At 63.2% G+C, this 25459-nt stretch carries 25 protein-coding genes; 13 read left to right on the forward strand and 12 right to left on the reverse strand.

Features of this window, described 5'->3' with window-relative positions:
• Positions 1-115: 115 nt before the first annotated feature.
• On the forward strand, positions 116-910 hold the full coding sequence (locus EN845_RS03220) for an NIPSNAP family protein (protein WP_348631136.1): 795 nt from the start codon (positions 116-118) through the stop codon (positions 908-910).
• Here EN845_RS03220 and EN845_RS03225 read toward each other — a convergent pair whose 3' ends face one another.
• Both EN845_RS03225 and choX read right to left on the reverse strand, forming a co-directional pair.
• On the reverse strand, positions 911-1744 hold the full coding sequence (locus EN845_RS03225) for an alpha/beta hydrolase (protein ID WP_127871493.1): 834 nt from the start codon (positions 1742-1744) through the stop codon (positions 911-913).
• Positions 1741-2679, reverse strand: a complete 939-nt coding sequence (gene choX, locus EN845_RS03230) for a choline ABC transporter substrate-binding protein (protein ID WP_127871492.1) — start codon at positions 2677-2679, stop codon at positions 1741-1743. The genes EN845_RS03225 and choX overlap by 4 nt, the downstream gene beginning before the upstream one ends.
• An 80-nt stretch (positions 2680-2759) precedes the next feature.
• Between choX and betI the strand changes: the two genes are divergently transcribed.
• From betI to EN845_RS03255, 5 genes are all read left to right on the forward strand, one after another.
• Positions 2760-3398, forward strand: coding sequence for a transcriptional regulator BetI (gene betI / locus EN845_RS03235; RefSeq protein WP_127871491.1), 639 nt, complete (start codon positions 2760-2762; stop codon positions 3396-3398).
• Positions 3399-3507: 109 nt separating this feature from the next.
• Complete coding sequence (locus EN845_RS03240; protein WP_127871490.1) at positions 3508-4281, forward strand: SDR family oxidoreductase; 774 nt, start codon at positions 3508-3510, stop codon at positions 4279-4281.
• Between the two features lie 284 nt (positions 4282-4565).
• Entirely contained in the window at positions 4566-5963 is a 1398-nt protein-coding gene (gene fumC / locus EN845_RS03245) for a class II fumarate hydratase (protein WP_127871489.1), read from the forward strand.
• Between the two features lie 446 nt (positions 5964-6409).
• Complete coding sequence (locus EN845_RS03250) at positions 6410-6832, forward strand: DoxX family protein (protein ID WP_127871488.1); 423 nt, start codon at positions 6410-6412, stop codon at positions 6830-6832.
• Positions 6833-6955: 123 nt separating this feature from the next.
• Positions 6956-7378: a DoxX family protein gene (locus EN845_RS03255; protein WP_127871487.1), complete on the forward strand. Its 423-nt coding sequence runs from the start codon at positions 6956-6958 to the stop codon at positions 7376-7378.
• On the opposite strand, the gene ppx is transcribed toward EN845_RS03255, so the two are convergent.
• On the reverse strand, positions 7379-8914 hold the full coding sequence (gene ppx, locus EN845_RS03260) for an exopolyphosphatase (RefSeq protein WP_127871486.1): 1536 nt from the start codon (positions 8912-8914) through the stop codon (positions 7379-7381). It lies immediately after the preceding gene.
• Positions 8914-11106 carry an RNA degradosome polyphosphate kinase gene (locus tag EN845_RS03265; RefSeq protein WP_127871485.1) on the reverse strand — a complete coding sequence of 731 codons (2193 nt, stop codon included), beginning with the start codon at positions 11104-11106 and terminating at the stop codon, positions 8914-8916. The genes ppx and EN845_RS03265 overlap by 1 nt, the downstream gene beginning before the upstream one ends.
• A gap of 167 nt (positions 11107-11273) precedes the next feature.
• On the opposite strand from EN845_RS03265, the gene EN845_RS03270 reads away from it, so the two are divergent.
• Positions 11274-11519, forward strand: a complete 246-nt coding sequence (locus EN845_RS03270) for a zinc-finger domain-containing protein (protein ID WP_127871484.1) — start codon at positions 11274-11276, stop codon at positions 11517-11519.
• Between the two features lie 20 nt (positions 11520-11539).
• Positions 11540-12778 (forward strand): FAD-dependent monooxygenase, encoded by a 1239-nt coding sequence (locus EN845_RS03275; protein WP_127871483.1) that lies wholly within the window; start codon positions 11540-11542, stop codon positions 12776-12778.
• A gap of 17 nt (positions 12779-12795) precedes the next feature.
• Here the strand turns inward: EN845_RS03275 and EN845_RS03280 are convergent, their stop codons facing one another.
• The 7 genes from EN845_RS03280 to EN845_RS03310 form a co-directional block, all read right to left on the reverse strand.
• Positions 12796-13461: a TIGR02117 family protein gene (locus tag EN845_RS03280; RefSeq protein WP_127871482.1), complete on the reverse strand. Its 666-nt coding sequence runs from the start codon at positions 13459-13461 to the stop codon at positions 12796-12798.
• Between the two features lie 115 nt (positions 13462-13576).
• Positions 13577-14380: an amino acid ABC transporter ATP-binding protein gene (locus tag EN845_RS03285; RefSeq protein ID WP_127277334.1), complete on the reverse strand. Its 804-nt coding sequence runs from the start codon at positions 14378-14380 to the stop codon at positions 13577-13579.
• A gap of 24 nt (positions 14381-14404) precedes the next feature.
• Positions 14405-15562 (reverse strand): amino acid ABC transporter permease, encoded by a 1158-nt coding sequence (locus EN845_RS03290; protein WP_127277336.1) that lies wholly within the window; start codon positions 15560-15562, stop codon positions 14405-14407.
• A 4-nt stretch (positions 15563-15566) separates the two neighbouring features.
• A complete protein-coding gene (locus EN845_RS03295; protein ID WP_127871481.1) occupies positions 15567-16754 on the reverse strand; it encodes an amino acid ABC transporter permease in 1188 nt (395 codons plus the stop codon).
• A gap of 62 nt (positions 16755-16816) precedes the next feature.
• Complete coding sequence (locus EN845_RS03300; RefSeq protein ID WP_127871480.1) at positions 16817-17845, reverse strand: amino acid ABC transporter substrate-binding protein; 1029 nt, start codon at positions 17843-17845, stop codon at positions 16817-16819.
• 423 nt (positions 17846-18268) lie between these two features.
• The gene (locus tag EN845_RS03305; RefSeq protein WP_127281049.1) at positions 18269-19129 is read right to left on the reverse strand and encodes a DUF2182 domain-containing protein; all 861 of its coding nucleotides are present in this window, start codon (positions 19127-19129) and stop codon (positions 18269-18271) included.
• 9 nt (positions 19130-19138) lie between these two features.
• Positions 19139-19774 carry a DUF1326 domain-containing protein gene (locus tag EN845_RS03310; RefSeq protein ID WP_127871479.1) on the reverse strand — a complete coding sequence of 212 codons (636 nt, stop codon included), beginning with the start codon at positions 19772-19774 and terminating at the stop codon, positions 19139-19141.
• Positions 19775-20120: 346 nt separating this feature from the next.
• Here EN845_RS03310 and EN845_RS03315 point away from each other — a divergent pair, with 346 nt between their 5' ends.
• From EN845_RS03315 to EN845_RS03335, 5 genes are all read left to right on the forward strand, one after another.
• Positions 20121-21302, forward strand: a complete 1182-nt coding sequence (locus tag EN845_RS03315) for a cystathionine beta-lyase (protein ID WP_127871478.1) — start codon at positions 20121-20123, stop codon at positions 21300-21302.
• A gap of 218 nt (positions 21303-21520) precedes the next feature.
• Entirely contained in the window at positions 21521-22600 is a 1080-nt protein-coding gene (locus EN845_RS03320; protein ID WP_127871477.1) for an HPP family protein, read from the forward strand.
• A gap of 142 nt (positions 22601-22742) precedes the next feature.
• Positions 22743-23429 carry an RNA polymerase sigma factor gene (locus EN845_RS03325; protein ID WP_167531205.1) on the forward strand — a complete coding sequence of 229 codons (687 nt, stop codon included), beginning with the start codon at positions 22743-22745 and terminating at the stop codon, positions 23427-23429.
• A 105-nt stretch (positions 23430-23534) separates the two neighbouring features.
• Complete coding sequence (locus EN845_RS03330) at positions 23535-24059, forward strand: DUF4142 domain-containing protein (protein WP_127871476.1); 525 nt, start codon at positions 23535-23537, stop codon at positions 24057-24059.
• Positions 24056-24379 carry a cupredoxin family copper-binding protein gene (locus tag EN845_RS03335; RefSeq protein WP_167531204.1) on the forward strand — a complete coding sequence of 108 codons (324 nt, stop codon included), beginning with the start codon at positions 24056-24058 and terminating at the stop codon, positions 24377-24379. Before EN845_RS03330 ends, EN845_RS03335 begins: the two co-directional genes overlap by 4 nt.
• A gap of 160 nt (positions 24380-24539) precedes the next feature.
• Here EN845_RS03335 and EN845_RS03340 read toward each other — a convergent pair whose 3' ends face one another.
• Positions 24540-25430, reverse strand: coding sequence for a crotonase/enoyl-CoA hydratase family protein (locus tag EN845_RS03340; RefSeq protein ID WP_127871475.1), 891 nt, complete (start codon positions 25428-25430; stop codon positions 24540-24542).
• Positions 25431-25459: the final 29 nt, after the last annotated feature.

Here is a 25459-nt window from a genome sequence, read left to right on the forward strand (position 1 = left end):
CAGGGTCGTTGATGCGTTTGCTTCGGGCTCGCCTTGGCCGGATGTTGAGCTCTGCTGACATTCTCGAAGGATAGCATGTTGACAAAACAGGGCAACCGGTCTGTTTATAAACAGGGTGATCAACCTGTTTGGAGAACGCCGGATGAACCCGACCCCGAATGCCACGCCGAAGCCGGTGGCGCTCGCCTCGCCGATCGTCGAATTGCGCCAGTACACGTTGAAGCCCGGCCGGCGCGAAACGTTGATCGAGATCTTCGACACGGAGTTCATCGAAAACCAGGAAGACGCGGGGATGACCATCATCGGCCAATTCCGTGACCTGGACCGCCCCGACATGTTCGTCTGGATGCGCGGCTTCGACAGCATGGATGCCCGCAAGGACGCTCTGGGCGCGTTCTATGACGGCCCTGTATGGGCCGCACACCGCGATGCCGCCAGTGCGACGATGATCGATTCCGACGATGTGTTGCTGCTGCGACCGGCGTGGCCGGATGCCGGCTTCGATCTGTCGGGGCTGCGCCGGCCATCGGCGGCCAAAAGCACAAGCGATCGGAATGGGTTGCCCGGTCTGGTTGAGATTTCGATTCATCATTTGCGGCCGGGCACCGGGGCCGATGTCGCCGGGCGCTTCCGGGCGGAGATGGTTGCGCGGCTTGCCCAAACCGGCGCGCGTCTGCTCGGCGCCTTCGTGACGGAGCCGGCCGCAAACACGTTCCCGCGGCTTCCCGTGCGCGCCGGAGAAAACGTCTTCGTCGCCGTTACCGGCTTCCACGACGCCGATGCCCATGCCAACCATAGCCTCGCCGCTTCGTCGGCGTGGCGGGCGCTCATTCAGAGCATGCAAGCCGTCGGCACAAAGCCGGCAGAGACGTTGTGGCTGGTGCCCACGGCCCGATCGCTGTTGAGATGATCAGCGGCCGGTCAACATTTCCGCGATCGCCGAGGCGACAAAGGCCGGGTCCTCCCAGTGCGGATTGTGACCGCAATTTTGCGCCCACACGAGACGGGATCCGGTCAGCGCCTCGGCCAAAGCCTGCTGGTGCGCCTCGCCGAAAAGCGGGTCGCGGGCACCGGCGATGATCAGCGTCCGGACCCGCACCGCCCGTGCCTCGGCTGCCAGGTCGGTCATGCGGACTTCATCGAGAATGCCGCGCCAGCGGGCCGCCGGCATGGCGGAAGCTTCCTTCGCCAGGCCGGCGAGAAACGGCTGCGGTACCGAGGCCCCACATGCATGCCACCAGGCAAAGAACGGATCGGTTGCCGATATCGGGTCGCGCAAGGCCCGGATGCCGGCCGGCAATGGATGGTCCGGCGTGAAGCCGGGCTTCAACGCGCTGGCCAGCACGACCAGGCCACCGATCAGGCCCGGATGCCAAGCGGCCAACGCAATCGCCACCATGCCGCCCAGGGAATGACCGACGACGACAGGCCTTTCCAGCCGCAGGTGCCGGATCAACCCGGCGATGTCCTCGGCGAAATCCGCGACGCGGCAGCCGTCGCCCGCTTGCGAGGCACCATGGCCACGCAAGTCGGGCATGATCAGCCGGCGGCCGGCCAGATGCGGCGCCAGCAGTGAAAAGCTGCGGCTGGTGTCCGTGAAACCATGAATCAGCAACAGCGGCGGCCCGGCGCCGGCGATCTCGACATAGGCGATGTCGAGATCGCCCGTGTGGACCCATTGCTTGCGGGCGGCCCAGGCGTCCTGTTCCACCTCGGCAACGGGCAAGGCGTCCGGCAGTCTCACAGGCCGAGCTTTTCCTTGACGGCGGCAAGACCAGGCTTGCCATCGAAAGTGGTGACACCGGCGAGCCAGGCATCGAGGCGGTTCTTGTTCAGCGTGATCGCCTTCAGCGCCCCGTCCTCCGGCTTCATGCCGTCATTGATGAGGTAGCCCATGCCGACATTCTCGAAGTCGATGTCGAAGACGAGATTTCCGAGGAGCCGCGCCACGTTCGGACATTCCTGCAGGTAGCCCTTGCGGACCTGCGTCGTCACCGTCGCGGCGCCGAAATTCGGGCCGAAGAATTTGTCGCCGCCGGTCAGATACTTGAAGTCGTACATGGTGTTCATGGGATGCGGCGCCCAACCCTGGAAGACGATGAACTGCTTCTCCTTGATCTCGTAGCCGACCTCCGACAGCATGCCGGCTTCGCTGGACTCGACCACGTGCCAGCCATCGAGGCCAAAAGCCGGATCGGCGATGGCATCCATCATCAGCTGGTTGGAGCCGGGCTCGATGCCGTACATCTTCTTGCCGAACTTGTCGGCGAACTTGTGCAGGTCGGAGACGTCCTTGACCCCCGCCTCCCAGACATAGGTCGGTACGGCAAACGTGTATTTGGCGCCGACGAGATTGACGCGCACATTCTCGATCGAGCCGTCCTTCTTGTAAGGCTCGTAGTAGGTGACCATCGCCGGGTCCCAGTAGCCCAGGAACAGGTCGAGATCGCGGTTCTTCATGCCTTCGTAGATGACGTTGATGCCGAGCACCTCGCTCTGTGGCTGATAGCCCAGCGCTTGCAGAAGCACATTGCCCACACCCGTGGTGAAAGCGAGATCGTTCCAGCCGGGCTCGGCCATGCGGACCACGCGGCATTGCTCGGCGTCCACCGCCTGGGCCGCCTGCGAGGCCAGGGCCAGCGCGGCAAGACAGGCTCCGTTTGCAAGGATGCGCAACATTCCGTTCTCCTCATTGCTCAAATTGACCAATCGGTCTTTTTATTGTCCCACTGGTCAATGATTGATCTCGCGGGACGAAAATGTCAACGTGGATTCGTGATGCATGGAACGATCCCGTGAAACTGAAGCGCCTCGGCGACATACGCCGCAAGGAATTGCGGCAGGCGGCCTTCGCGGTTCTGGAGCGCGAAGGCATTGCTGGGGCCACGCTGGAAAAGGTCGCCGCCCAGGCCGGTGCCTCCAAAGGCATCGTGCTGCACTACTTCCGCAACAAGCAGGAACTGTTCGAGCACGCCATGCGCGAGGCCAACGCGGTCCTGGGCGACGCGGTGGTCGCAAGGCTTCGCCAGGCACGGACGTCGATGGAACGCCTGGATGCGGTGATCGAGGGCAATTTCGAGGAGCATCTCTTCCTGCCGCCTCTTTGCCATGCCTGGCTTTCGCTCTGCGCCGAGGTGCCGCGCGATGAAAAGCTGGCGCGCATCCAGAAGGTGATCCACGGGCGCATGCGCTCGAACCTGTTGTCCGGCCTGCGCGGCCTCGCCTCACCCAGCGAGGCCGACGACATCGCGCTTGGCGTCACGGCCTTGATCGGCGGACTTTGGCTTCGCCTCGGCCTGCAGCCAGGCAGCGTCTCGCGCGAACAGGCGATCCGGCAGGTTAAGAACTATGTCGCCGCGCGGCTGGCCACTCGGGATCGCTCGACCGCCCGCGCGTGAGCAGTCGGCTGCCGAAGTTCATACCCTGGGATAGCCTGATGGCTTGACCCCGTCGCGCACATGCGGTGCGATCCCTCTGTTTGATGCCAAGCACATGGTGAGGTGAGCGATGAGGCTTCACGGCAAGCGGGCGTTGATCACCGGTGGATCGGACGGCATCGGCCTGGCGATCGCCGAGGCATTCCTGCGCGAGGGCGCCGATGTGCTGATCGTCGGCCGCGACGCGGGCAAGCTCGAAGCCGCTCGCCAGAAGCTGACGGCTTCCGGCCCGGTCGGCACCGTTGAGACATTGTCGGCCGATCTCGCCACCAGCCCCGGCATAGCAGCGGCGGTCGAGCACGCGAAAGCTTCCGGCCGGCCGCTCGACGTTCTCGTCAACAATGCCGGTGTTGCCTATCTCGTGCCATTCGAGACCGTCAGCGAGGCGCAGTTCCAGCACTCCTTCGCGCTCAATGTGTCGGCGGCCTTCTTCCTCACACAGGGGCTGCTGCAGCATTTCGGCACCGGCGCATCCGTCATCAACATCTCGTCCTACTTCGCCGACAAGATGATCCCGAAGCGTCCGTCCAGCCTCTACTCCCTGTCCAAGGGCGCGCTGAATTCGCTGACCAAATCGCTCGCCTTCGAACTTGGCCCGCGCGGCATCCGCGTCAACGCCATCGCGCCCGGCACGGTCGACACGGCCATGCGGCGCAAGACCGTCGACAACCTGCCGGTCGAGGCAAAGGCGGAGCTGAAAGCCTATGTCGAGCGCAGCTATCCGCTGGGCCGCATCGGCCGCCCTGACGACCTCGCCGGGATGGCGGTCTATCTTGCCAGCGACGAGGCCGCCTGGACCAGCGGCGCGATCTTTGCCATCGACGGCGGCTATACGGCAGGGTGAGGACAGGCCAGAGGGGGGCGCTGTCCCGCCAGCCTTCCGCTCCTGTTCGAAGGTCGCGGAACGGATTGTCGATGCGCAATCCCGGGCCGCCGTGTCCGTTATCTCATCTTCCAGACGCCGCGATCCTTCGCGCCCCCCTCTGCCCTGCCGGGCATCTCCCCCACGAGGGGGGAGATTGACCTTTCCTTCAACCGATTTGCATCCGCACCCGCGTCATTCTCCGCTTGAAGCCATTTGTGCAACGCGATACGCCCTTGCGCAAATCGACAGACCGGAGATTTCCCGTGAGCGCTGAAAAGACCAGAACTGAAACCGATACGTTCGGCCCCATCGAGGTTGCCGCCGACCGGTATTGGGGCGCGCAGGCCCAGCGTTCCCTGGGAAACTTCAAGATCGGTTGGGAAAAGCAGCCGGCTTCGATCGTGCGCGCGCTGGGTATCGTCAAGCGGGCGGCGGCGGAAGCCAATATGGAACTCAAGCGGCTCGATCCGGCCATCGGCAAGGCGATCATCGAGGCCGCGCAAGAGGTCATCGACGGCAAGCTCAACGATCATTTCCCGCTGGTGGTCTGGCAGACCGGCTCGGGCACGCAGTCCAACATGAACGCCAACGAGGTGATCTCGAACCGCGCGATCGAAATGCTGGGCGGCGTCATGGGCTCGAAGAAGCCGGTGCACCCGAACGACCACGTCAATATGAGCCAGTCGTCGAACGACACCTACCCGACGGCCATGCACATTGCCTGCGCCGAGCGCATCGTGCACGACCTCTTGCCGGCGCTGAAGCACCTGCACAAGGCGCTCGCCGCCAAGAGCCGGGACTTCAATCACATCATCAAGATCGGCCGCACCCACACGCAGGATGCCACCCCCCTTACCCTCGGCCAGGAATTCTCCGGCTACGCGGCGCAGGTCGCCTCGTCGATCAAGCGCATCGAATTGACGCTGCCCGGCCTGCAGGAACTGGCGCAAGGCGGCACCGCCGTGGGTACAGGCCTCAACGCGCCGGTCGGTTTCGCCGAGCGGGTGGCCGATCGTATCGCCGCCATATCAGGGATCGCCTTCGTCACCGCGCCGAACAAGTTCGAAGCGCTCGCCGCCCACGATTCCATGGTTTTCTCGCACGGCGCCATCAATGCGGCGGCCGCGGCACTGTTCAAGATCGCCAACGACATCCGTTTCCTTGGCTCCGGCCCGCGCTCGGGCCTCGGTGAATTGTCGCTGCCGGAAAACGAACCTGGCTCCTCGATCATGCCGGGCAAGGTCAACCCGACCCAGTGCGAAGCGCTGACGCAGGTCTGCGTGCAGGTGTTCGGTAACAATGCCGCGCTGACCTTCGCCGGCAGCCAGGGCCATTTCGAGCTCAATGTCTACAATCCGCTGATGGCCTATAATTTCCTGCAGTCGGTGCAACTGCTGGCCGACGCTTCGGTCTCCTTCACCGACAATTGCGTCGTCGGCATCGAGGCGCGAGAGGACAACATCAAGGCGGCCCTCGACCGTTCGCTGATGCTGGTGACTGCGCTTGCGCCCACCATCGGCTACGACAACGCGGCCAAGATCGCCAAGACCGCGCACAAGAAAGGCACGACGCTGCGCGAGGAAGCGCTGGCAACCGGACTGGTCAGCGAGGCCGACTATGACCGTCTGGTGCGGCCGGAGGACATGACCCATCCGGGGTAGGTCCCTGCGGACAGGCCCAAGAGGTCGTCATTCCAGGGCGATGCAGGAGCGAAGCTCCGTCGCGAAGACCCTGGAATCCATGCCGCTACTCCAGTCGAAGGGCACAACGGTGTAGATCCTCCACCGCTTGCGACTGTTTTGAGGTCGCGGCATGGATCCTCGGGTCTGCGCGCGTCGCTTCGCTCCTTGCTTCGCCCGTGGATGACGACGTCACGAGCGTCTCGGCTAATCTCCGAAGCAAGTGCTCGCAAACTTCGGAACCGAGGATCCCGTTTTGCGGCAGCACAATTTACTTCTCCAACCCAATCCCGCGACACGATTTTCGCGCGCGGCCGCCAATCCCGAAAACATCCTTCCTGTGAACAATGTGTCGCCGCATAGCCGACTTTGGTGAACAGTCGGCATCGTCTATGTGAGTGGTCATTCAACCCATTCGGAGAGCCACCATGTCCATCAACACTTCCGCCGCCGGCGCCGGCACCGCGTCCAACAGTTCTGTCACCATCCTTCTCGGCCGTATCCTGCTCGCAGTCATTTTCCTGCTTTCCGGATTCGGCAAGCTGTCAGCCATTTCCGGCACCGCCGCCTATTTCGGCGGCCTCGGCCTGCCGGCACCGACGGCGACGGCCGTCATCGTCGGCCTGATCGAGCTGCTTGGCGGCCTTGCCGTCCTCGTCGGTTTCCAGACCAGAATCGCCGCCTGGGTGCTCGCGATCTTCACGATCGCAACCGGGCTGGTCGCCCACACCGGCTGGGCCGACCAGATGCAGATGATCCAGTTCCTCAAGAACCTCGCCATCACCGGCGGCTTCATCCTGCTCGCCTCCTCGGGCGCCGGCGCCTATTCGATCGACGCCAAGCGCGGCTGACGCTTTCCCCTCCCAAGGACCCGAAACAAGCGGCGCGGAATTTTCCGCGCCGCTTTTTCGTTGTGTGATCACAGGCGTAGACTGCAATGGTCGCCGGTGACCGTGCCGGCAAGGGAGGGTGCCATGGGTCGCAATGCATTGCTTATGGTTTCGCGGCTGCTGTTTGCCGTGCTGTTCGTGCCGTCCGGCTTCCAGGCGCTCGCCAATATTGCTGGGACCACCAGCTATTTCTCCGGTCTTGGCCTGCCGCTGCCGGCGCTCGCCGCCTGGGGCACCGGCCTTTTTGAGCTGATCGCGGGACTGCTGATCCTCGTTGGGTTCCAGACGAGGATCGTCGCGCTGCTGCTGGCCGCCTTCTGCATTGCGGCCGGCTATATCGGCCACTATGGCCAAGGCGCCGGTGATGCGACGCTCGCTTTCCTGCACCAGCAGATGCTGATGAAGGATATCGCGATATCGGGCGGTTTCCTGGCGCTTGCCATGGTTGGCGCCGGCGCATGGTCGGCCGACGGGCGAGGCTTCGGCATAGGCGCCGACGCGACTTGACTATTTGACCGACACGCTCTGGCCGCCCTCGACCGCCAGCACCAGACGGCGATTGGTGACGCGTGCCAGTTGCGCCAGCCGGCCGGCCGGCCGCTCGCCGTAGAGATCGGAAAGCGAAGCCGGCAGCACCAGCGCCAGCACGCCGTTGGCGCGGCTTTCCCATTTCAGCCTCGGCATGATGCCGGGCATCGCGGCCGTCAGCAGGTAGACGACGCGCATCATCGCCGCCAGCACGCGCGCGCGCTCCAACAGGCGCGGCGGCGCCAGCGCCTTGATTTCGGGCGCCACCAATTCATTGAAGACGCCGTCATGACGGTAGGCGTTGGTAAGCGCCAGGTAGGCGCGGCCGGGATGATCGACGCCGATGAAGGACGCATGCGCGATGATGTTGAGCGACTGCTTGCCGCGATATTCCGGATGAGCGCGCCAGCCGATATCGGCAAGCAGGCAGGCGGCATGGCGATAGCGCGCTTCGTCTTCCGTCTCGTCGATGCCGAAAGCCTTGAAGGCCTTGCCGGTCCATTCGACCAGATCATGCGCGTGGTGGACCGAACGCGAGCGCAAAAGCGCAAGCTCCTCGGCGGCCGAGATCAGCGGATCGGCCTTCTGCTCGGCCGCCTCGAGCAGTGAATAGAGAAAGCCTTCGCGCACGCCTTGCGCCGAAACGACGATCCTGGACGGTTGCATCGCCGTCATGATTTCCTGCAGCACGAGCGCGCCGTATGGCAGCAGCGAGCGGCGGTTCTTGGAGACGCCCTCGATACCCCTCACCTTTTCGACCTCGCCCCTGGCCACCTGCTTGAGGAAGGTTTGGGCACTGTCGGCCGATATCTCGTAGTGGTGCATGACGCCGAGCGGGTAGTTGTTCATCTCCATGTGCAGCCTGGCGAGGTTTCGCCAGGTGCCGCCGACGGCGTAGAAAGTCCTGCCCTGCGCGCCCTTCAAGAGCTTGGCCCGGGCCAATTCCTGGCGCGCGATCTTCTGCGCCTGGACGAGCGAGTTCTTCGCCATATCCTGCAGGCGCAGGCCGCCGAGCGGCAGCGTGATGCCGTCGCCGATCGCCTCGCCATCGATGTCGATCAGTTCCAGGCTGCCGCCGCCAAGGTCGCCGGCAATACCGTTGGCCGGATGAAAACCTGAGATGACGCCGAGCGCGGAATAATGCGCTTCCTGGCGGCCGGAGAGCACGCGGATCTCGGTCTTGAGCACCTCCTCGGCGCGATGGATGAAATCGGGACCGTTGATCGCCTCACGGGCGGCGGCGGTTGCCAGCACGTACATGTGTTCGGCACCGGCCTGGTCGGAGAGCGCGCGGAAACGGCGAAACTCCTCCATCGAACGCGCCACCCCTTCGGGGTCGAGCTTCCCTGTCGAGACGATGCCGCGGCCGAGGCCGGCCAGCATCTTTTCGTTGAACAGCACGGTCGGCGAACGCGCCAGCCCCTCATAGACGACAAGACGGATCGAATTGGATCCGATGTCGATGATGGACAGCGGTCGGCGGTCCTGCAGCCGGCCCTGGGAATTGAACAGCATCAGGTGGTGGCGTTCTTCTTGCGGCGCTTGAACTGCGCGATTCGCTTGGGCGCATGCGATTTCAGCGCGTCACCGCGTCCCGACAGGCTCGGATTGGTCATGAAATATTCCTGCGCGTTGAACGGTTCCTCGCCCTCCTCCAGCACCACGCGCCGGGAGGTTCCATCAGCCAATACGTCGAAACTTTGCTGATTGTCCATGATGTTGCCCAGCATGATCTGGCCCAGAATCTGTTCATGCACAGTTGGATTGGTGATCGGCACCATGGTCTCGACGCGGCGGTCGAGATTGCGCGGCATCAGGTCGGCCGAGGAGATGTAGACAATCGCCTCGTCCGAGGGAAGGCCATGGCCGTTGCCGAAGCAATAGATACGGCTGTGCTCGAGGAACCGGCCGACGATCGACTTGACCCTGATGTTCTCCGACAGACCCGGCACCTGCGGCCGCAGACAGCATATGCCGCGCACGACGAGGTCGATTTCCACACCGGCACGGCTGGCATCGTAGAGCGCATCGATGATGATAGGGTCGACGAGCGCGTTCATCTTCATCCAGATGCGCGCCGGCCGTCCCTCCAACGCATGGGTGATCTCGGCTGAAATGTGCTGGAGGATGCGGTTCCTCAGCGTGAAGGGCGAGATCGCCAGCCGCATTTCGGCGGTCGGCTCGGCATAGCCGGTGATGAAATTGAACAATTGGGCGACGTCGCGGGCAATCGTCGGATCGGTGGTGAAGAAGGACAGGTCGGTGTAGATGCGCGCCGTCACCGGATGGTAGTTGCCGGTGCCGAGATGGACGTAGTTGCGCAGCTTGCCGTCCTCGCGCCGCACCACCAGCGACATCTTGGCATGGGTCTTGAGTTCGAGGAAACCGAACACGACCTGCACGCCGGCGCGTTCGAGATCGCGCGCCCAGCGGATGTTGGCTTCCTCGTCGAAACGCGCCTTGAGCTCGACCAGCGCCGTCACCGACTTGCCAGCCTCGGCCGCGTCGACCAGCGCACGCACGATCGGGCTGTCGTTGGAGGTGCGATAGAGCGTCTGCTTGATCGCCACCACTTCGGGGTCGGCCATTGCCTGGCGCAGGAACTGCACCACCACGTCGAACGACTCGTAGGGATGATGAACGACGATGTCTTTCTCGCGGATGGCGGCAAAACAGTCGCCGCCATGCTCGCGGATGCGTTCGGGAAAGCGTGGGTTGTAGGGCGTGAACTTCAGGTCGTCGCGGGGAACGGAGACGATCTCGGAGATCTGGCTGAGCGCCAGCGGCCCGGTGAGCACGCTGATGCGGCTCGACGAGACACCAAGCTCGCCGGCGACGAAATCGCGCAATTCCCCCGGCATCAGCATGTCGAACTCGATGCGGATAACCGAACCGCGGCGGCGACGCTTCAGCGCCGTTTCGAACAGCCGCACAAGGTCTTCCGACTCCTCTTCGACCTCGATATCGCTGTCGCGGATGATACGGAACGTGCCGGAGCCCTTGACCTCGTAGCCGGGGAACAGCTTGCCGATGTAAAGGCCGACCGCCTCCTCCAGCGGAATGAAGCGGACATGGTTCTTGCGGTCCGGAAGGCGGATAAAGCGCTTCAGCGCCACCGGCAGGCGCAGCAATGCGCTCATCTCCTCGCCATTCTTGCGGTGGCGAAGCTGCAGCGCCATGGAGAAGCCGAGATTGGGAATGAACGGGAACGGATGCGCCGGGTCGATCGACAGCGGGGTGAGCACCGGAAACACCTGGTCCTGGAAATGCTCTTCCAGCCAGACCTTTTCGTCCTTGGTCAGCGCATCGCGGGTGATGCTCTCGATGCCTTCCTTGTTGAGCAGAACCGCGAGTGCCGAAAGGCTCTTCTGCTGGTCTTCCTGCAGCCGCTCGACTTCACGCAGCAATTGTTCGAGCTGCTGTTCGGGGGTGCGTCCGTCCGGGCTCTTCAGCACGATGCCCTCGCGCACCTGGCCGGCAAGGCCGGCGACGCGCACCATGAAGAACTCGTCGAGATTGGCGGCCGAGATCGACAGGAAGCGGACGCGCTCCAGCAGCGGGTGATGGGTGTTCAGCGATTCTTCGAGAACGCGGCGATTGAACTGCAGCCAGGAGAACTCGCGGTTGACGAAACGGTCCGGATTGCCTTCCGGGCTCGCTGCCGTGACGTTGTTGAATTCGCTCTGTACCGGCTTCAATTCGTTCATGATTCCCGCTCTTTCGCCCGCCCTGGCCGGTCAACCGGCTTAACTTATCCTGTGGCAGGCTTTTGCGACAGTTCTCTGACAGGCTTTTGCGACAGTTTGATTTCATCGAACTTGCAAAGAGGCTTGATATGATCCAGATGCAGAGAGACTGCGTTAAGGAGACGACGATGGCAGGCGGTTCCATTCCCCATTTCCAGAACGATGCGGGCCATCCGGCAATCGACATCGGGGTCAAGGAATTCATGTGCACGGGCGCCAACCCGCCTTTCGATCATCCGCATGTGTTTCTCGACATGGGCGACGACAATGAGAAAGTCTGCCCCTACTGCTCGACCCTCTACCGCTATTCGCCGAAGCTGAAGGCGACGGAAACCCTGCCCACGGGCTGCCTCTACATCGACCAGGCTGCCTGAAGCCTTTCGCGGCAAACCGGATGGACGACACGCGCTCCCGGCAAGTCGTCATCGCCGGAGCTGGCATTGCCGGACTGACCGCGGCGGTTGCCTTCGCCGAACGCGGTTATCCCGTGCAGGTGTTCGAGCAGGCGCAGCGCCTTGAAGCGGTCGGCGCGGGCATCCAGCTCTCTCCCAATGCGACACGCATCCTTCGTCAACTCGGCGTGCTCGACCGACTGCTGTCGGCGGTGGTAAGGCCGGAGGCCGTGGTATTGAAGGACGCAAGGACGTTGCGCCAACTGGCGCGCGTGCCGCTAGGGGAAGCCGGCGAGAGCCGCTGGGGCGCGCCCTATCTCGTCGCCCACCGGGCCGATGTGCAGAGCGCGTTGATGGCACGGGTTGCCGAGATACCTGATATCCATCTCACCGTCGGGGCGCGCGTCCAAAGAATTGCGACTGGCAGCCATGGTGTCACGGCGACCGTCGAGATCGGTGGCAATACGGCGGAGGAACAAGGCTCCTTGCTGGTCGGCGCCGATGGCGTCTGGTCGTCGGTGCGCGAGCTTGTCGATGCACAAAGGATGGCATCGCCAAGAAGCCGTTTTTCGGGAGAGTTGGCCTGGCGCACCACCGTCGCGGCAGACAGCAGCGCCGGGCGGGCCTTCGCCGCGATCGGTGCAGCCGATTGCGTCACGACTTTCCTGCATACGGGTTTCCACATGGTCGTCTATCCCGTCAGTAAGGGCGACGCATTCAACCTCGTCGCCTTCACCAAAGGCGAGCGCATTACCGAGGGCTGGTCCGGCCATGCCGATCCCGGCATACTCGCCGCCGCCATGCGCGGCACCGCGCCAGGACTCGTGAAGCTGGTGGAAATAGCCGGCCCGTGGCTGACCTGGCCGCTGCATACCGTCGAACAGAGACAGCCTTGGACAATGCCAGCCGGCATCGCGCTGATCGGCGACGCCGCACACGCAATGACGCCGTTCGCGGCGCAAGGTGCCGCCATGGCAATCGAGGACGCCGCGACGCTTGCCAACCTCCTCGCCGACTTCCCCGGTGACCTGACACAAAGCCTCACCATCTGGGAGCACCTAAGACGACCGCGCATCGAAAAGGTGCTGAAACGCGGCGCGCTGAACCGCCTCGCCTGGCACGCCCGGGGACCGGTGGCATTGGCGCGCAATCTGGTCCTGGCGACTCGGCCAGGAGAGAAGCTCGCGGCGGATTTGGACTGGCTCTACGGCTGGGAACAGCAGCAGGTCATCCGTCGCTAAAAGGAGATGCGGCAAAGCTAATTATACAGCCGCATCGACAACCCAAGCGATGCCGGCAGCGGATTCCACCAGCCGGTGCGCAGGCCGGCGGTGCGCAGTGCGGCCGCAGTCCAGGTATTGCAGCCGATCAGCGCGTTGAAACGGCCATTGGCCTCATAAAAGCGGTCGAAATTGGAATAGGCGGCATTGTCGATGACGATCGGGCCGCTCGGTCCCTGCTGGAAACTCGCTTCGACAAAGTCGAGCAACGCGGCAAAATGGTCGTTGCCGACGTCGAAGCCGGCGACATCGGGGCGCGGCTCGGAGATATCGCCGGCGACGTCGACATGCATCACCGAGGCGTCGAGTGTCAGCGCCTTGAATACCGGCAGCGCCTTCACTTGCGACCATGTCGGCGTTTCCAGGTAGAAGGCGCGCCCGCCCCAGCCGAAGACGAGGTAGCGCACTTCGGGGGCGTCTGAAGGCAGGCCGGCATCGGCAAGAAAACGGAAGCGCCGGCGCATCCCGTCATCCACCGGAATGGCGATGTCGGTGTGGATCGGGTTCTTCAGCACCAATATGCGCCGCGTGCCCTCGCCTGCGGCAGCCGTGGGCCAGAGCGGCCGCGGCACCAGCGTGCCGAGCGACACGGCGAGCACCACTGCGGCAACCAGCATGACCAGGAAACGCAGGAGTTTTTTCATCGGTGCAGCTTCGCGATTCGTCGCGGCTCAATGGAGAAGATCAATATCCGATCGGCCAGACGCTAAAAAGCCCGGCCGTGGCGTGGCCGGGCTTTCTCGAGTTGGCGTGAAGCGCTCAGTGCAGAATCTGCGACAGGAACAGTTTCGTGCGTTCGTGGCGCGGATGGTCGAAGAACTCGGCCGGCGTGTTCTGCTCGACGATCTGGCCCTGATCCATGAAGATCACCCGGTTGGCGACTTTTCGCGCAAAACCCATCTCGTGAGTGACGCACAGCATGGTCATGCCCTCTTCGGCCAGCCCCACCATGGTCTCCAGCACTTCCTTGATCATTTCAGGGTCGAGCGCCGAGGTCGGCTCGTCGAACAGCATGATGCGCGGGTTCATGCACAGCGAGCGTGCGATCGCCACGCGCTGCTGCTGGCCGCCGGAAAGCTGGCCCGGATATTTGTTGGCCTGCTCGGGAATCTTGACACGCTTGAGGAAATGCATGGCGATTTCCTCGGCCTGCTTCTTCGGCGTCTTGCGCACCCAGATCGGCGCCAGTGTGCAGTTCTCCAGGATGGTCAGATGCGGGAACAGGTTGAAGTGCTGGAACACCATGCCGACCTCGCGGCGCACCTCGTCGATCTTCTTGAGATCGTTGGTGAGTTCCTTGCCGTCGACGATGATCTTGCCCTTCTGATGCTCCTCCAGCCGGTTGATGCAGCGGATCATGGTCGACTTGCCGGAGCCGGACGGGCCGCAAATGACGATGCGCTCGCCGCGCATCACTTTCAGGTTGATGTCCTTCAGCACATGGAACTCGCCGTACCATTTGTGCATGGCGACGATGTCGATGGCGACATCGGTGGTGGAAATCTGCATCTTGGCGGCGTTGACCTTGATCTCTTCCGCGCTGACGGCGTTTTCGGTGGCCATGGCTGGGTCCCCTTGTTCTTTTGTTTAGCGTTTGTAGCCGGTGTCGAGCCGGCGTTCCGTGTACATTGAATAGCGCGACATGCCGAAGCAGAACAGCCAGAAGACGAAGGCCGCGAACACAAGACCGGATTTCGCGGTCTGCGCCGTTGCCCAGTTGGCATCGGAGAAGTTCTGCTTGACGATGCCGAGCAGGTCGAACATCGAGATGATGAGGACCAGGCTGGTGTCCTTGAACATGCCGATGAAGGTGTTGACGATGCCGGGAATGACCAGCTTCAGCGCCTGCGGCAGCACTATCAGGCCCATCTTCTGCCAGTAGCCGAGGCCGAGCGAATCGGCGCCTTCATACTGTCCCTTCGGGATCGCCTGCAGGCCGCCGCGCACGACTTCGGCCATGTAGGCGGCGGCAAACAGCGACACGCCGATCAGCGCCCTCAGATATTTGTCGAAGGTGACGCCGGCCGGCAGGAACAGCGGCAGCATGACGCTGACGAAGAACAGCACCGTGATCAGCGGTATGCCGCGCACGGCTTCGATGAAGATGACGCACAGCATCTTGACGATCGGCATCTTCGAGCGCCGGCCGAGCGCCAGCACGGTGCCCAGCGGCAGCGACACGGCGATGCCGACGAAGGACAGGCTCAGCGTGATCAGCAGCCCGCCCCAGCGTGAGGTTTCGACATGCGGCAGGCCGAATATGCCGCCGACCAGAAGGAAGAAGGAAACGATCGGCAGCACCAGGAACAGCAGGATCGCGTTCAACCCCTTGCGCGGCACACGTGGCATCAGCATCGGCACCAGCAGTGCCACGAACAGGATGGCGACCAGGATCGGCCGCCAGCGCTCCTCGACCGGATAGGTGCCGAACATGAACTGGCCGAACTTGGCGTTGACGAAAGCCCAGCAGGCGCCGCTCCAGCCGTCGGGCTGAATACCGCCTTGCGCGACGGTCGCGCAGACCGTGCGGTCCGGCCCGGTCCACTGTGCGTTGATGAACGCCCAGTTGATGACCTGCGGCAGTACCCAGGCGACGATGACGATGCCGAGGATGGTGAGGATGGTGTCGCCGACCGAACCGATCAGGTTCCTGCGCACCCAGGCGACGGGACCGCTGACGCTCGCTGGCGCGGGCTGCGCCAGCGCCATTTCGGTACGCACCCAGGACATGTCATGTTCCTGCATGGCTCTACCTCTCCACCAGCGCCATTCTGGCGTTGACCACGTTCATCACGGCCGAGGTCACCAGGCTGAGTATGAGATAGGCGATCATCATGATCAGCACGCCTTCGACCGCTTGTCCGGTCTGGTTCAGAACCGTGCCGGCTGTCGCCGTCAGGTCGGGATAACCGATGGCGATCGCCAGCGACGAGTTCTTGGTCAGGTTGAGATACTGGCTGGTCAGCGGCGGAATGACGATGCGCATGGCCTGCGGCACCACGACCAGCCGCAGGATCGACCCGGATCGCAGACCAAGCGCTGCCGCCGCCTCGGTCTGGCCCTTGCTGACGCCCCTGATGCCGGCGCGCACGATTTCGGCGATGAAGGCCGCCGTGTAGCAGGATAGCGCCAGATAGAGCGACAGGAATTCCGGTTTGACCTGGAAGCCGCCGGTCAGGTTGAAGGTCGACTGTTTTGGAAGATCAAAGGTCAGCGGAAAGCCGCTCAGCACGTAAGCGAGCAGCGGCAGGCCGACGATCAGCGCGGCGGAAGTCCAGAACACGGGAAATTGCTGGCCTGTCGCCATCTGCCGCTGACGCGCCCTGCGGGCGACGAACCACGACATTGCGATGCCCACGACGAGGGCGACCAGGATCAGCCAGGAGCCGTCGCCCCAGACCGGGCGCGGAAAATAGAAGCCGCGCTGGTTGAGGAAGGAGCCGAAGGGCAGATGATAGGAGTCGCGCGGCGCCGGCAGCACGGCGAGCACGCCGGAATACCAGAAGAAGATGACCAGCAGCGGCGGGATGTTGCGGAAAATCTCGACATAGACCGTGCAGATCTTCTGGATCAGCCAGTTCTGCGACAGGCGCCCGATGCCGATGATGAAGCCGATAATGGTGGCGGTGATGATGCCGGCGGCGGCAACGATGATGGTGTTGATCAGGCCGACGATGATGGCGCGGCCATAGGTCGAGTCCGACGTATAGGCGATCGGCGTGTCCGATATGTCGAAGCCGGCGCGCCCCTTGAGGAAGCCGAAGCCCGAGGCGATGTGCAGGCGATGCAGATTGTCGATGACGTTCTGCACGATCCACCAGATGGAGCCGAACAACAAGACGACGACCAGCGTCTGGAAGAAGAGACTGCGTATTCTCGGATCATTGACGAAGGAGCCGCGGCTAGGCTCCTCGCGTAGGATTTCCTGCGATGCCATGTCACGTCCCCTGTGAAAGAGAAACCGGAAGGCAGGTGCCTGCCTTCCGGATCACATTTCGATCAGCGGATCGGCGGAGCGTATTGCAGGCCGCCCTTGGTCCACAGCGCATTGATGCCACGGGCGATCTTCAGCGGGCTGCCCGAACCGACATTGCGGTCGAACATTTCGCCGTAATTGCCGGTGGCCTTGACGATGTTGACGACCCAGTCGTTGGAGACGCCGAGATCGGTGCCGATCTTGGTGTCGGCCTCCTGGCCGAGCACGCGCTTGATCTCCGGGCTGGCGGAATTCTTCATCTCGTCGACATTGGCCTTGGTGATGCCGAGTTCCTCGGCGTCGAGCAGAGCGAAATAGGTCCACTTGACGATGTGGTACCACTGGTCGTCGCCCTGGCGAACGGCAGGTCCGAGCGGCTCCTTCGAGATGATCTCGGGCAGCACGACGTGATCGGCCGGCGAGCCGAGCGTCAAGCGAATGCCGTAAAGGCCCGACTGGTCGGTGGTGTAGACGTCGCAGCGGCCGGCATCATAGGCGGCGTTGACCTCTTCCAGCTTCTCGAAGACGACCGGATTGTACTCCATCTTGTTCGCCTTGAAGTAGTCGGCGAGGTTGAGCTCGGTGGTCGTGCCGCTCTGCACGCAGACGGCGGCGCCCGAAAGCTGCAGCGCCGAATTGACGCCCGGCAGTTTCTTGGCGTTGATCATGAAACCCTGGCCGTCATAGTAGGTCGTGCCGATGAAATTCAGGCCAAGCGCGGTGTCGCGGTTGATCGTCCAGGTGGTGTTGCGCGACAGGATGTCGACTTCGCCGGACTGCAGTGCGGTGAAGCGCTCCTTGGCGCTGAGCGGCGTGAACTTGACCTTGGTGCCATCACCGAAGACAGCGGCGGCAACCGCGCGGCAGAAATCGGCGTCGATGCCTTGCCAGTCGCCCTTGTCGTCCGGCGCCGAGAAGCCGGCCAGACCGGTCGAGACGCCGCACTGGATGAAGCCCTTCGCCTTGACTGTATCGAGCGTGCCGGCCGACGCGGCCGACGCCATCAGTCCGAGCGTGGCGACGCCGAGAATGCCGATAGCAATGTGTTTCATAACCCACAGACCCTTTTCTGTTTTTTCAGGCAGACCCTGATCTTTTCTCCCGTGTGAACGAAGCTCCCATCCCGGCCCATTCCCGGAACCCCGCGTCGCAAATCGACGCGCCGCCTCCCATTCACGAACAGCATCGAAGGCGATAATTCTCGTGAGGTCAAGGAAAATGACCGAATTGCAACGGGTTTGAAAATCGATTGTCCGAAATGCCTGAATTGCAGACAAACGCGCCCGCGATTTAGTCACAAGCGCGAATTGAATCGGCAAAGCTCATTTGCCGCGGATGTGAGCCGGTTCCGTGAAATCCATTGCCGGCAATACCTGAGTGTTACTGCCTCCAGCACGAAATGCATTGACGTCGCGGAATACCCCCGGCCGGCGATTGCCGGTCAATATTGCTCGTGAACAAAGCCGGTACGCAGGTCAAAGCGCGGGAAAGACGAGCCAGACGCCGATCGCAACCATCAATGCGCCGGAGATGCGCGGGATCAATTGCCCGGCCGGGACCATCTTCTCCAAGAGAACAAGGATGGCGATGCCGGCGATCCACAGGACGTTCATGACACCGCCGACAAACAGCAAGGCCATCAGCGCCCAGCAGCAGCCGAGACAATAGGCGCCGTGGCCGATGCCGAGCCGAAGCGCGCCGGGCGGGGTGGTGCGGAAGCCGCCATGGCTGGCCAGGAATGCGATCGGCGCCTGGCATTGGCGCAGGCAGACGCCCTTGACCGGCGTCCATTGATAGAGGCCGGCGGCGATCAGGACGAGGCCACCGAGGGTCGCACTGTTGGTAGCCATTGCCGGATCAAGCAAGGCGAAATGGGCGAGCACCCATTGCGCGCCGGTGGCCGCGATGCTGAAGACGATCCAGACGATGAGATAGCCGGCAAAAAACCATGCCGTCGACGCGATAGGCTGGCCATCGACCCGTGCCTTGCGGCCGACGCCTGCATAGAGCAGCAACATCGGCGCGATCGAAGGCGTCATCATGCCGACCATCATCACGGCCCACATGGTGAAGATGAAGACGAAATCGGCCGATGCCCAGGTCCTGAAACCCGGCGCCACGGCGGCGCCCATATCCATGCCACCAATATCCGTGTTCGACATGTCCATCCCGGCCATGCCGCCTGCCGCGCCGTCCGCGACGGGGACACCAGGCATGGCCATGTCGGCGGCGAGCCAAAGGACGTAGGTCCAGGCGAGAATGGCAATCACGACGAGCGCGGTCATCACGACCGCGCGGTCGCGCCGCAGCACAGCCTCGAGAGCCGTGTCGCCCATTGGATCAGGTCAATGCACGACGCCGCTCTGCGTGAGATGCAGATTGGCGAAATGGCTGTGCGTGTCGGCCACCTCGAACTTGATCGGGCCGGTCGCCTTGGTCCAGCCACGACCGATCTCGGCGATCGCGTATTCGAAGCCGTGCGGCAGGTCGATGCGCGCCCTGTGCTCGGCACCGGTGACCGGGTTCTTGATCGGCTCGCCATGGCCGTCAGTGACGCCCTTGACATGCAGCCGGCCGGTTCGCGCGTCGACGTCAACCTTGAAATCGATCGCGGCGAAGATCGGATCGTGGAATTTCTCCAGCGTGGTCGAAAAAACCTGGAATATCGTTGCGCCCGGCTCGGTGTCCTGGCCTCCCAATATGCGAAGCAGAGCTTCACGCTGGGCTTCGCTGGCCCTCTCGTCGATAACCACCGCGGCCTCGCCCCTGCCCTGGTGGATCGCGCCGGGCCAGCTGAAAATGCCGACGAACCGCAACCCGTCCAGCTTGGTGTCGCCGTGATGGCCGGTCTCGATCTCCATGCCGGCCACGGCCTGGCAGAATCCGTATGTCGGCATGGCGTTGAACTGGCACGGACAGCCATAGGCGCAATTGCAGTTGATGAATTCGCGCGCCTTCATCGTCCATTTGACGTCAGGCATGGCATTCCTCCCTTTGCCGCGCTCGGTGGGCGCGATACCCGGATTGGGGACCAGGAGAGGTAGCCGGCAAAAACCATCCGGCAGCATCTGATCGAAGCAATCCGGCGATTAATATTAGAACTTGAGTATATATCTTTCACAGCCGGCTACAATAGGCCGACCGGCCGGCGACTGGGCGTCCGGCAAGGCACGGCCGCCCTGGTCGGTCCGATTCAGATCAACCCCCAGCTGTTTTCCGGACCCGGGAATTGGCATATTCGAAGTCCATTCCTGGCGGACAGTGGGCTGTTGCACGGTCCACGACGCCGCACTATGGCTAGCGCCTTATCAGACAGGGCGACCAAGAATGGCGAAAGACGGCAGCGAGCAGGGTTCCGGCAAGGTGGGCATCAACACCCGGCTTGCCCATTCAGGCAACAACCCGCACGACTATTTCGGCTTCGTCAATCCGCCGGTGGTGCACGCCTCGACCGTGCTGTTCCCCAATGCCGCCGCGATGGCCGCACGCAACCAGAAATACACTTACGGCACGCGCGGAACACCGACGACCGATGCCCTCGCACAGGCGATCGATGCGCTGGAGGGGTCCGCCGGCACGATCGTGGTGCCATCGGGCCTGGCGGCGGTGACCATTCCGCTGCTCGCCTTCGTATCGGCGGGCGACCATCTGCTAATCGTCGATTCCGTTTATCACCCCACGAGAAACTTCGCCGATACGATGCTGAAGCGATTGGGCGTCGAGGTCGAGTATTATGCGCCCCGTATCGGCGCCGGCATCGCGGCCTTGATCAAGCCGAACACCAAAGTGGTGTTCACCGAATCGCCGGCCTCCAACACATTCGAGGTGCAGGATATCCCGGCGATCGCCAAGGCGGCGCATGCGGCCGGCGCCATCGTGATGATGGACAACACCTGGGCGACACCACTCTATTTCCGGCCGCTCGACCACGGCGTCGACATCTCGATCCACGCGGCGACGAAATATCCGGCCGGCCATTCGGACGTGCTCCTCGGCACGGTCTCGGCCAATGAGGCCTGCTGGAAGCAGCTCTACGAGAGTTTTTGCACGCTTGGCTGCTGTTCGGGACCCGACGATGTCTATCAGGTGCTGCGCGGCCTGCGCACGATGGGCGTGCGGCTCGACCATCATCAGCGCAGCGCGCTTGCCATCGCCTCATGGCTCGAAAGCCAGCCGGGCGTGGCGCGGGTGCTCCACCCTGCCCTTCCCAGCCATCCGGACCACGATCTGTGGAAGCGGGACTTTTGCGGTTCGAGCGGCATCTTTTCGATCGTGCTGGCCGGCGGTGGCCAGCGGGAGCAGCACGCTTTCCTCGACGCATTGCGCATCTTCGGTCTCGGCTATTCCTGGGGCGGCTATGAGAGCCTGGCGGTGCCGGTCTGGCTTGTCGACCGCGTCGTTGCGAAAGGCCCTTATGAAGGTCCGTTGATCCGCTTGCAGATCGGCCTCGAGGATGTCGACGACCTGAAGGCCGACATCATGCGCGGGCTTGCAGCGGCCACCGCCTGATCTGTCTGGCCGCCCGGAAGAGTTGGCGGACGGCCACAACACACTGACGCTGATGGCAAAGCGCGAGCCGCTCGCAGCATCCCGGCGAGCGGTCTCGCGCAATATTATTCTCCCACGCCGCGACTTTGCGGATTTGTTTGACTTTCAAATCCGCGAGTTCGGCTCCATTGCGTTGGACAGGGCGTCCGCGCCAAATCCATTTCGTCATAAAGCTTGCCATGGCCTTTCGTCTTTTTGTTCCCATCCTCGCCGGCGCGACGCTGCGTGAACGCATCCTGGCGTGCATCGGTGCCACGATCGGCATCGCGTTGACGGGCGTGATCAGCGGGCTGGCGATGGGCGGCGGCCCGCATGTGGCCCTGCTGGTGGCGCCGATGGGCGCCTCCGCCGTGCTTCTGTTCGCCGTGCCGGCGAGCCCGCTGGCGCAGCCCTGGTCGATCATCGGCGGCAATTCCATATCGGCGCTGGTCGGCGTGACCGTGGCGCATTTCATCCATGATCCGGTGATGGCCTCGGGTCTCGCGGTGGCCTTGGCCATCGCCGCGATGTCGTTCACGCGCTGCCTGCATCCGCCAGGTGGTGCCGCCGCGCTGACGGCGGTGCTCGGCGGGCCGGCCGTCATCAGCGCGGGCTTCCTGTTCCCGTTCGTGCCGGTGGCCTTGAATTCGACCATCCTGGTGGCGCTGGGCTTCCTTTTCCACAAGCTGGCGCGGCGCAACTACCCGCATGTCGCCGCACCGCCCGCAAACAGCCACGGTACCGCCGATCCGCCGGCTCAGCAGCGCGCCGGTTTCCAGCCCGAGGACATCGACGCGGCGCTGACGGCGCTCGACGAGACCTTCGATATCGACCGCGACGACCTCGAACGACTGCTGCGACAGGTCGAATTGCAGGCCATGGTGCGGTCGCACCGGACGCTGCTGTGCGAGGACATCATGTCGCGCGACGTGATTTCGGTGCCCGAACAAGCCACCACCGACGAAGCACGCCAGCAACTGCTCGATCATAATATCCGTACGTTGCCGGTGGTCGATGCGGATGCCCGGCTGGTTGGCGCCGTCGGCCTGCGCGAGCTGACGAAAGCCGTAGAAACGGTGAAGGACGTGATGGCAAAGGCCGGCACCGCCTCGCCCGAGACGCCGGCGATGAGCCTGCTTCCCGTGCTGACCGACGGCCGCAGCCATGCCGTGGTCATCGTCGACGGCGAGCGGCGCATTCTCGGCCTGATCACGCAGACCGACCTGCTGGCGGCGGCCGCCCGCGTGCAGACGGCAGACAGGGGTCTGGCAGCGGCCTAGAATAGCGGACGTGGATCCCACCGATCCGGGAACCTTTTGCCGGCAGGCGCATCCAACGTGCAGTCAAGCGCCTGTTCGAAGAGGCGCCTGTTCGAAGAGGCGCCTGTTCGAAGAGGCGTCTGTTCAGGGAGATCCGGTCGCGATGAGCAAGCTCGCAACGCCCGCCACGGTGCCTATGGTTGCCGAAAGCCTTTCCGGCGACATGCTGCTCGTCCACCGGGCGCTGGCGCGCGAACCGGATGCCTTTCGCGCCATCATGAAGATACACAACCAGCGGCTCTACCGCATCGCGCGCGGCATTCTGCGCAACGACGCCGAAGCCGAGGATGTCGTCCAGGAGGCCTATGTCAGCGCCTTTGTCAGCCTGGCGGCGTTTCGCGGCGAATCCACTCTCGCCACATGGCTGTCGCGCATCGTCATCAACGAAGCTCTTGGCCGCGTGCGCAAGAAGCGTCGCACAGTTGGGATGCCTGACAACCCGGAAGCGCAAATCATCCGGTTTCCCCTCAATTCCAACGACGATCCGGAGCGGGCGATGGCGCAGCGGCAGATTCTCGCACTTGTCGAACGGGCGACCGACAGTCTGCCCGACATCTACCGCATGGTCTTCGTCGCCCGCGTCGTCGAGGGCCTGAGCATGGAGGAAACCGCCGATTTGCTTGGTGTGCGGCCGGAGACCATCAAGACGAGGCTGCACCGGGCCCGTGTCCTGCTGCGCAAGGCGCTGGACAATGAAATCGGTCCGGTGCTGCTCGATGCCTTCCCGTTCGCCGGACGGCGCTGCGAGCGACTGACCCAGGCGGTGATGGGACGGCTGGGTTTCGAATGATGCCGTCCTGATTTTCCGGGAACGTTTCCTCCCGTCGCGCATCCAATGAGCGTCAACTGAAATTTGAGCCCCGCGCCTCCGCGCGGTCGGGCCAAGGAGGATGCCATGTTCACCCGATATACCGTTGCCCTTGCCGCCCTGCTTCTCGTCGGCGCTGCCCCGGTCTCGCAAGCCGCCGACAAGCCGACGGACCCGCAGATCGCCCATATCGCCTATACGGCCGGCATCATCGACATCGAGGCGGCCAAGCAGGCGATCAAGAAATCAAAGAGCAAGGAGGTGATCGATTTCGCCAAGGACATGGAGCGCGACCACGAAGCGGTGAACAAGCAGGCGCTCGATCTCGTCAAGAAGCTGAAGGTGAAGCCCGAGGACAACGCCACCAGCCAGGCGCTGACCAAGGCTGCGACTGAGGAACGCGCCAAGCTCGCCAAGCTGAAAGGTGCGGCTTTCGACAAGGCCTATATCGAAAACGAGGTCGCCTATCACAAGCAGGTCAACGGCGCGCTCGAAACGCTGCTCATTCCCTCGGCCAGCAATGCCGAACTGAAGAGCCTGCTCGAGACCGGCCTCACGATCTTCCAGGGCCATGAGCAGCATGCCGAACACGTTGCCGGCATGCTGAAATGAAAGCGGGCGCCTTGAAACGTCTGACGTGGCTGGCAATGCTGGCGCTGACCCTTACGGCGGCGCCGGCGGCGGCCGCAACCATCCAGGTGACGATCGACAGGCTCGTCTACTCGCCGGCCAGCGTCGATGCGAAGGTCGGCGACACGATCGAGTGGGTGAACAAGGACGTGATCGCCCATACGGCTACGGTGAAGGGTGGCTGGGAGGTGATGATCCCGCCGAAGAAGTCGGCAAGCCTGAATTTGAAGGCGGCGGGAACCATCGACTACTTCTGCCGCTTCCACCCCAACATGAAAGGCCGCTTGGTTGTGGCGCCGTGAGACTGAGAGATCGATGGCGAAAAGACCACTTCGCCGTCGATCGGAATATTGGAGCAAATCCCGGAAAAGTGCGTGGCGGTTTTCCGTCCGGGATTGCTCCAGGTCTATCGGCCACGGCTCTCTTTGAAGGTTCGGTGACTTGTGTTGCTCCCGCTAGACGTCAAGGGCCGTGTGGCGGCGAAGGCGTCCTGGTCCGCGTCCCGCGCCGGTCGATCGCCAACGAGGTTCGCCGCGCCTCATCGGGCCGTGTGATATGGGTCCACGAACCGTCGTAGCTCGGCTTGCGCCGCTCGATCCACGCATTCAGCCCTTCACGCAGGTCGGCGGTCGGAGCCATACGGCCGAATTGCTCCGCCTCAATCAGCAGCCCCTCGGCAATACCCTGGTTGAGGCCCCTTGCCACCGCCGTGAGAATGCTTGCGACGGCCGGTCCGGAATGCCGCAGGATACGCTTGGCCAGATCAAATGCCGCCGGCATCAGTTCGGCATGCGGCACAACCTCGTTGACGAGACCCAGCTCAAGCGCCCGCGGCGGCGGAAACCAGTCGCCCGTCAACAGCAGTTCGAGCGCCCGCTTGCGCCCGGCCAGCCTCGGCAGGCGTTGGGTTCCACCAAAAGTCGGCGGCATTGCAAGGTTGATTTCGGGCTTGGCGAACAGCGCACGGTCACTGGCGATGGCGAGCGGAACGGCCTCGGTGATTTCGCAGCCACCGCCAAAGGCAATGCCGTTGACGGCAGCGATGACCGGTTTGCGGAACGCTTCCAGCCGTGCCGTCAGCCGCTGCCCGCGCATGACGAAGTCGCGCATTGCGATATCGGCGCCAAGCGCCACGCTGGCCGAGAATTCATGGATGTCGCCACCCGCCGAAAAAGCCCGCTCCCCTGCTCCGGTGAGGATGACAACCCGGACGCCGTCATCGACTTCAATGTCGTCGAGAACCGCAAGCAGGCGATCGATCAGGGCATAATTCAGTGCATTGAGCTTTTCGGGACGATTGAGGGTGAGGACGGTAACCCCGTCGCGGGTCTCGTTCAGGACAAGATCGGTCATTTGGCTTCCTTCCAGCTTGTTGACGAGTT

Origin of the sequence: Mesorhizobium sp. M8A.F.Ca.ET.202.01.1.1 (genome assembly GCF_004791595.1) — a bacterium.
Lineage (GTDB): Bacteria > Pseudomonadota > Alphaproteobacteria > Rhizobiales > Rhizobiaceae > Mesorhizobium.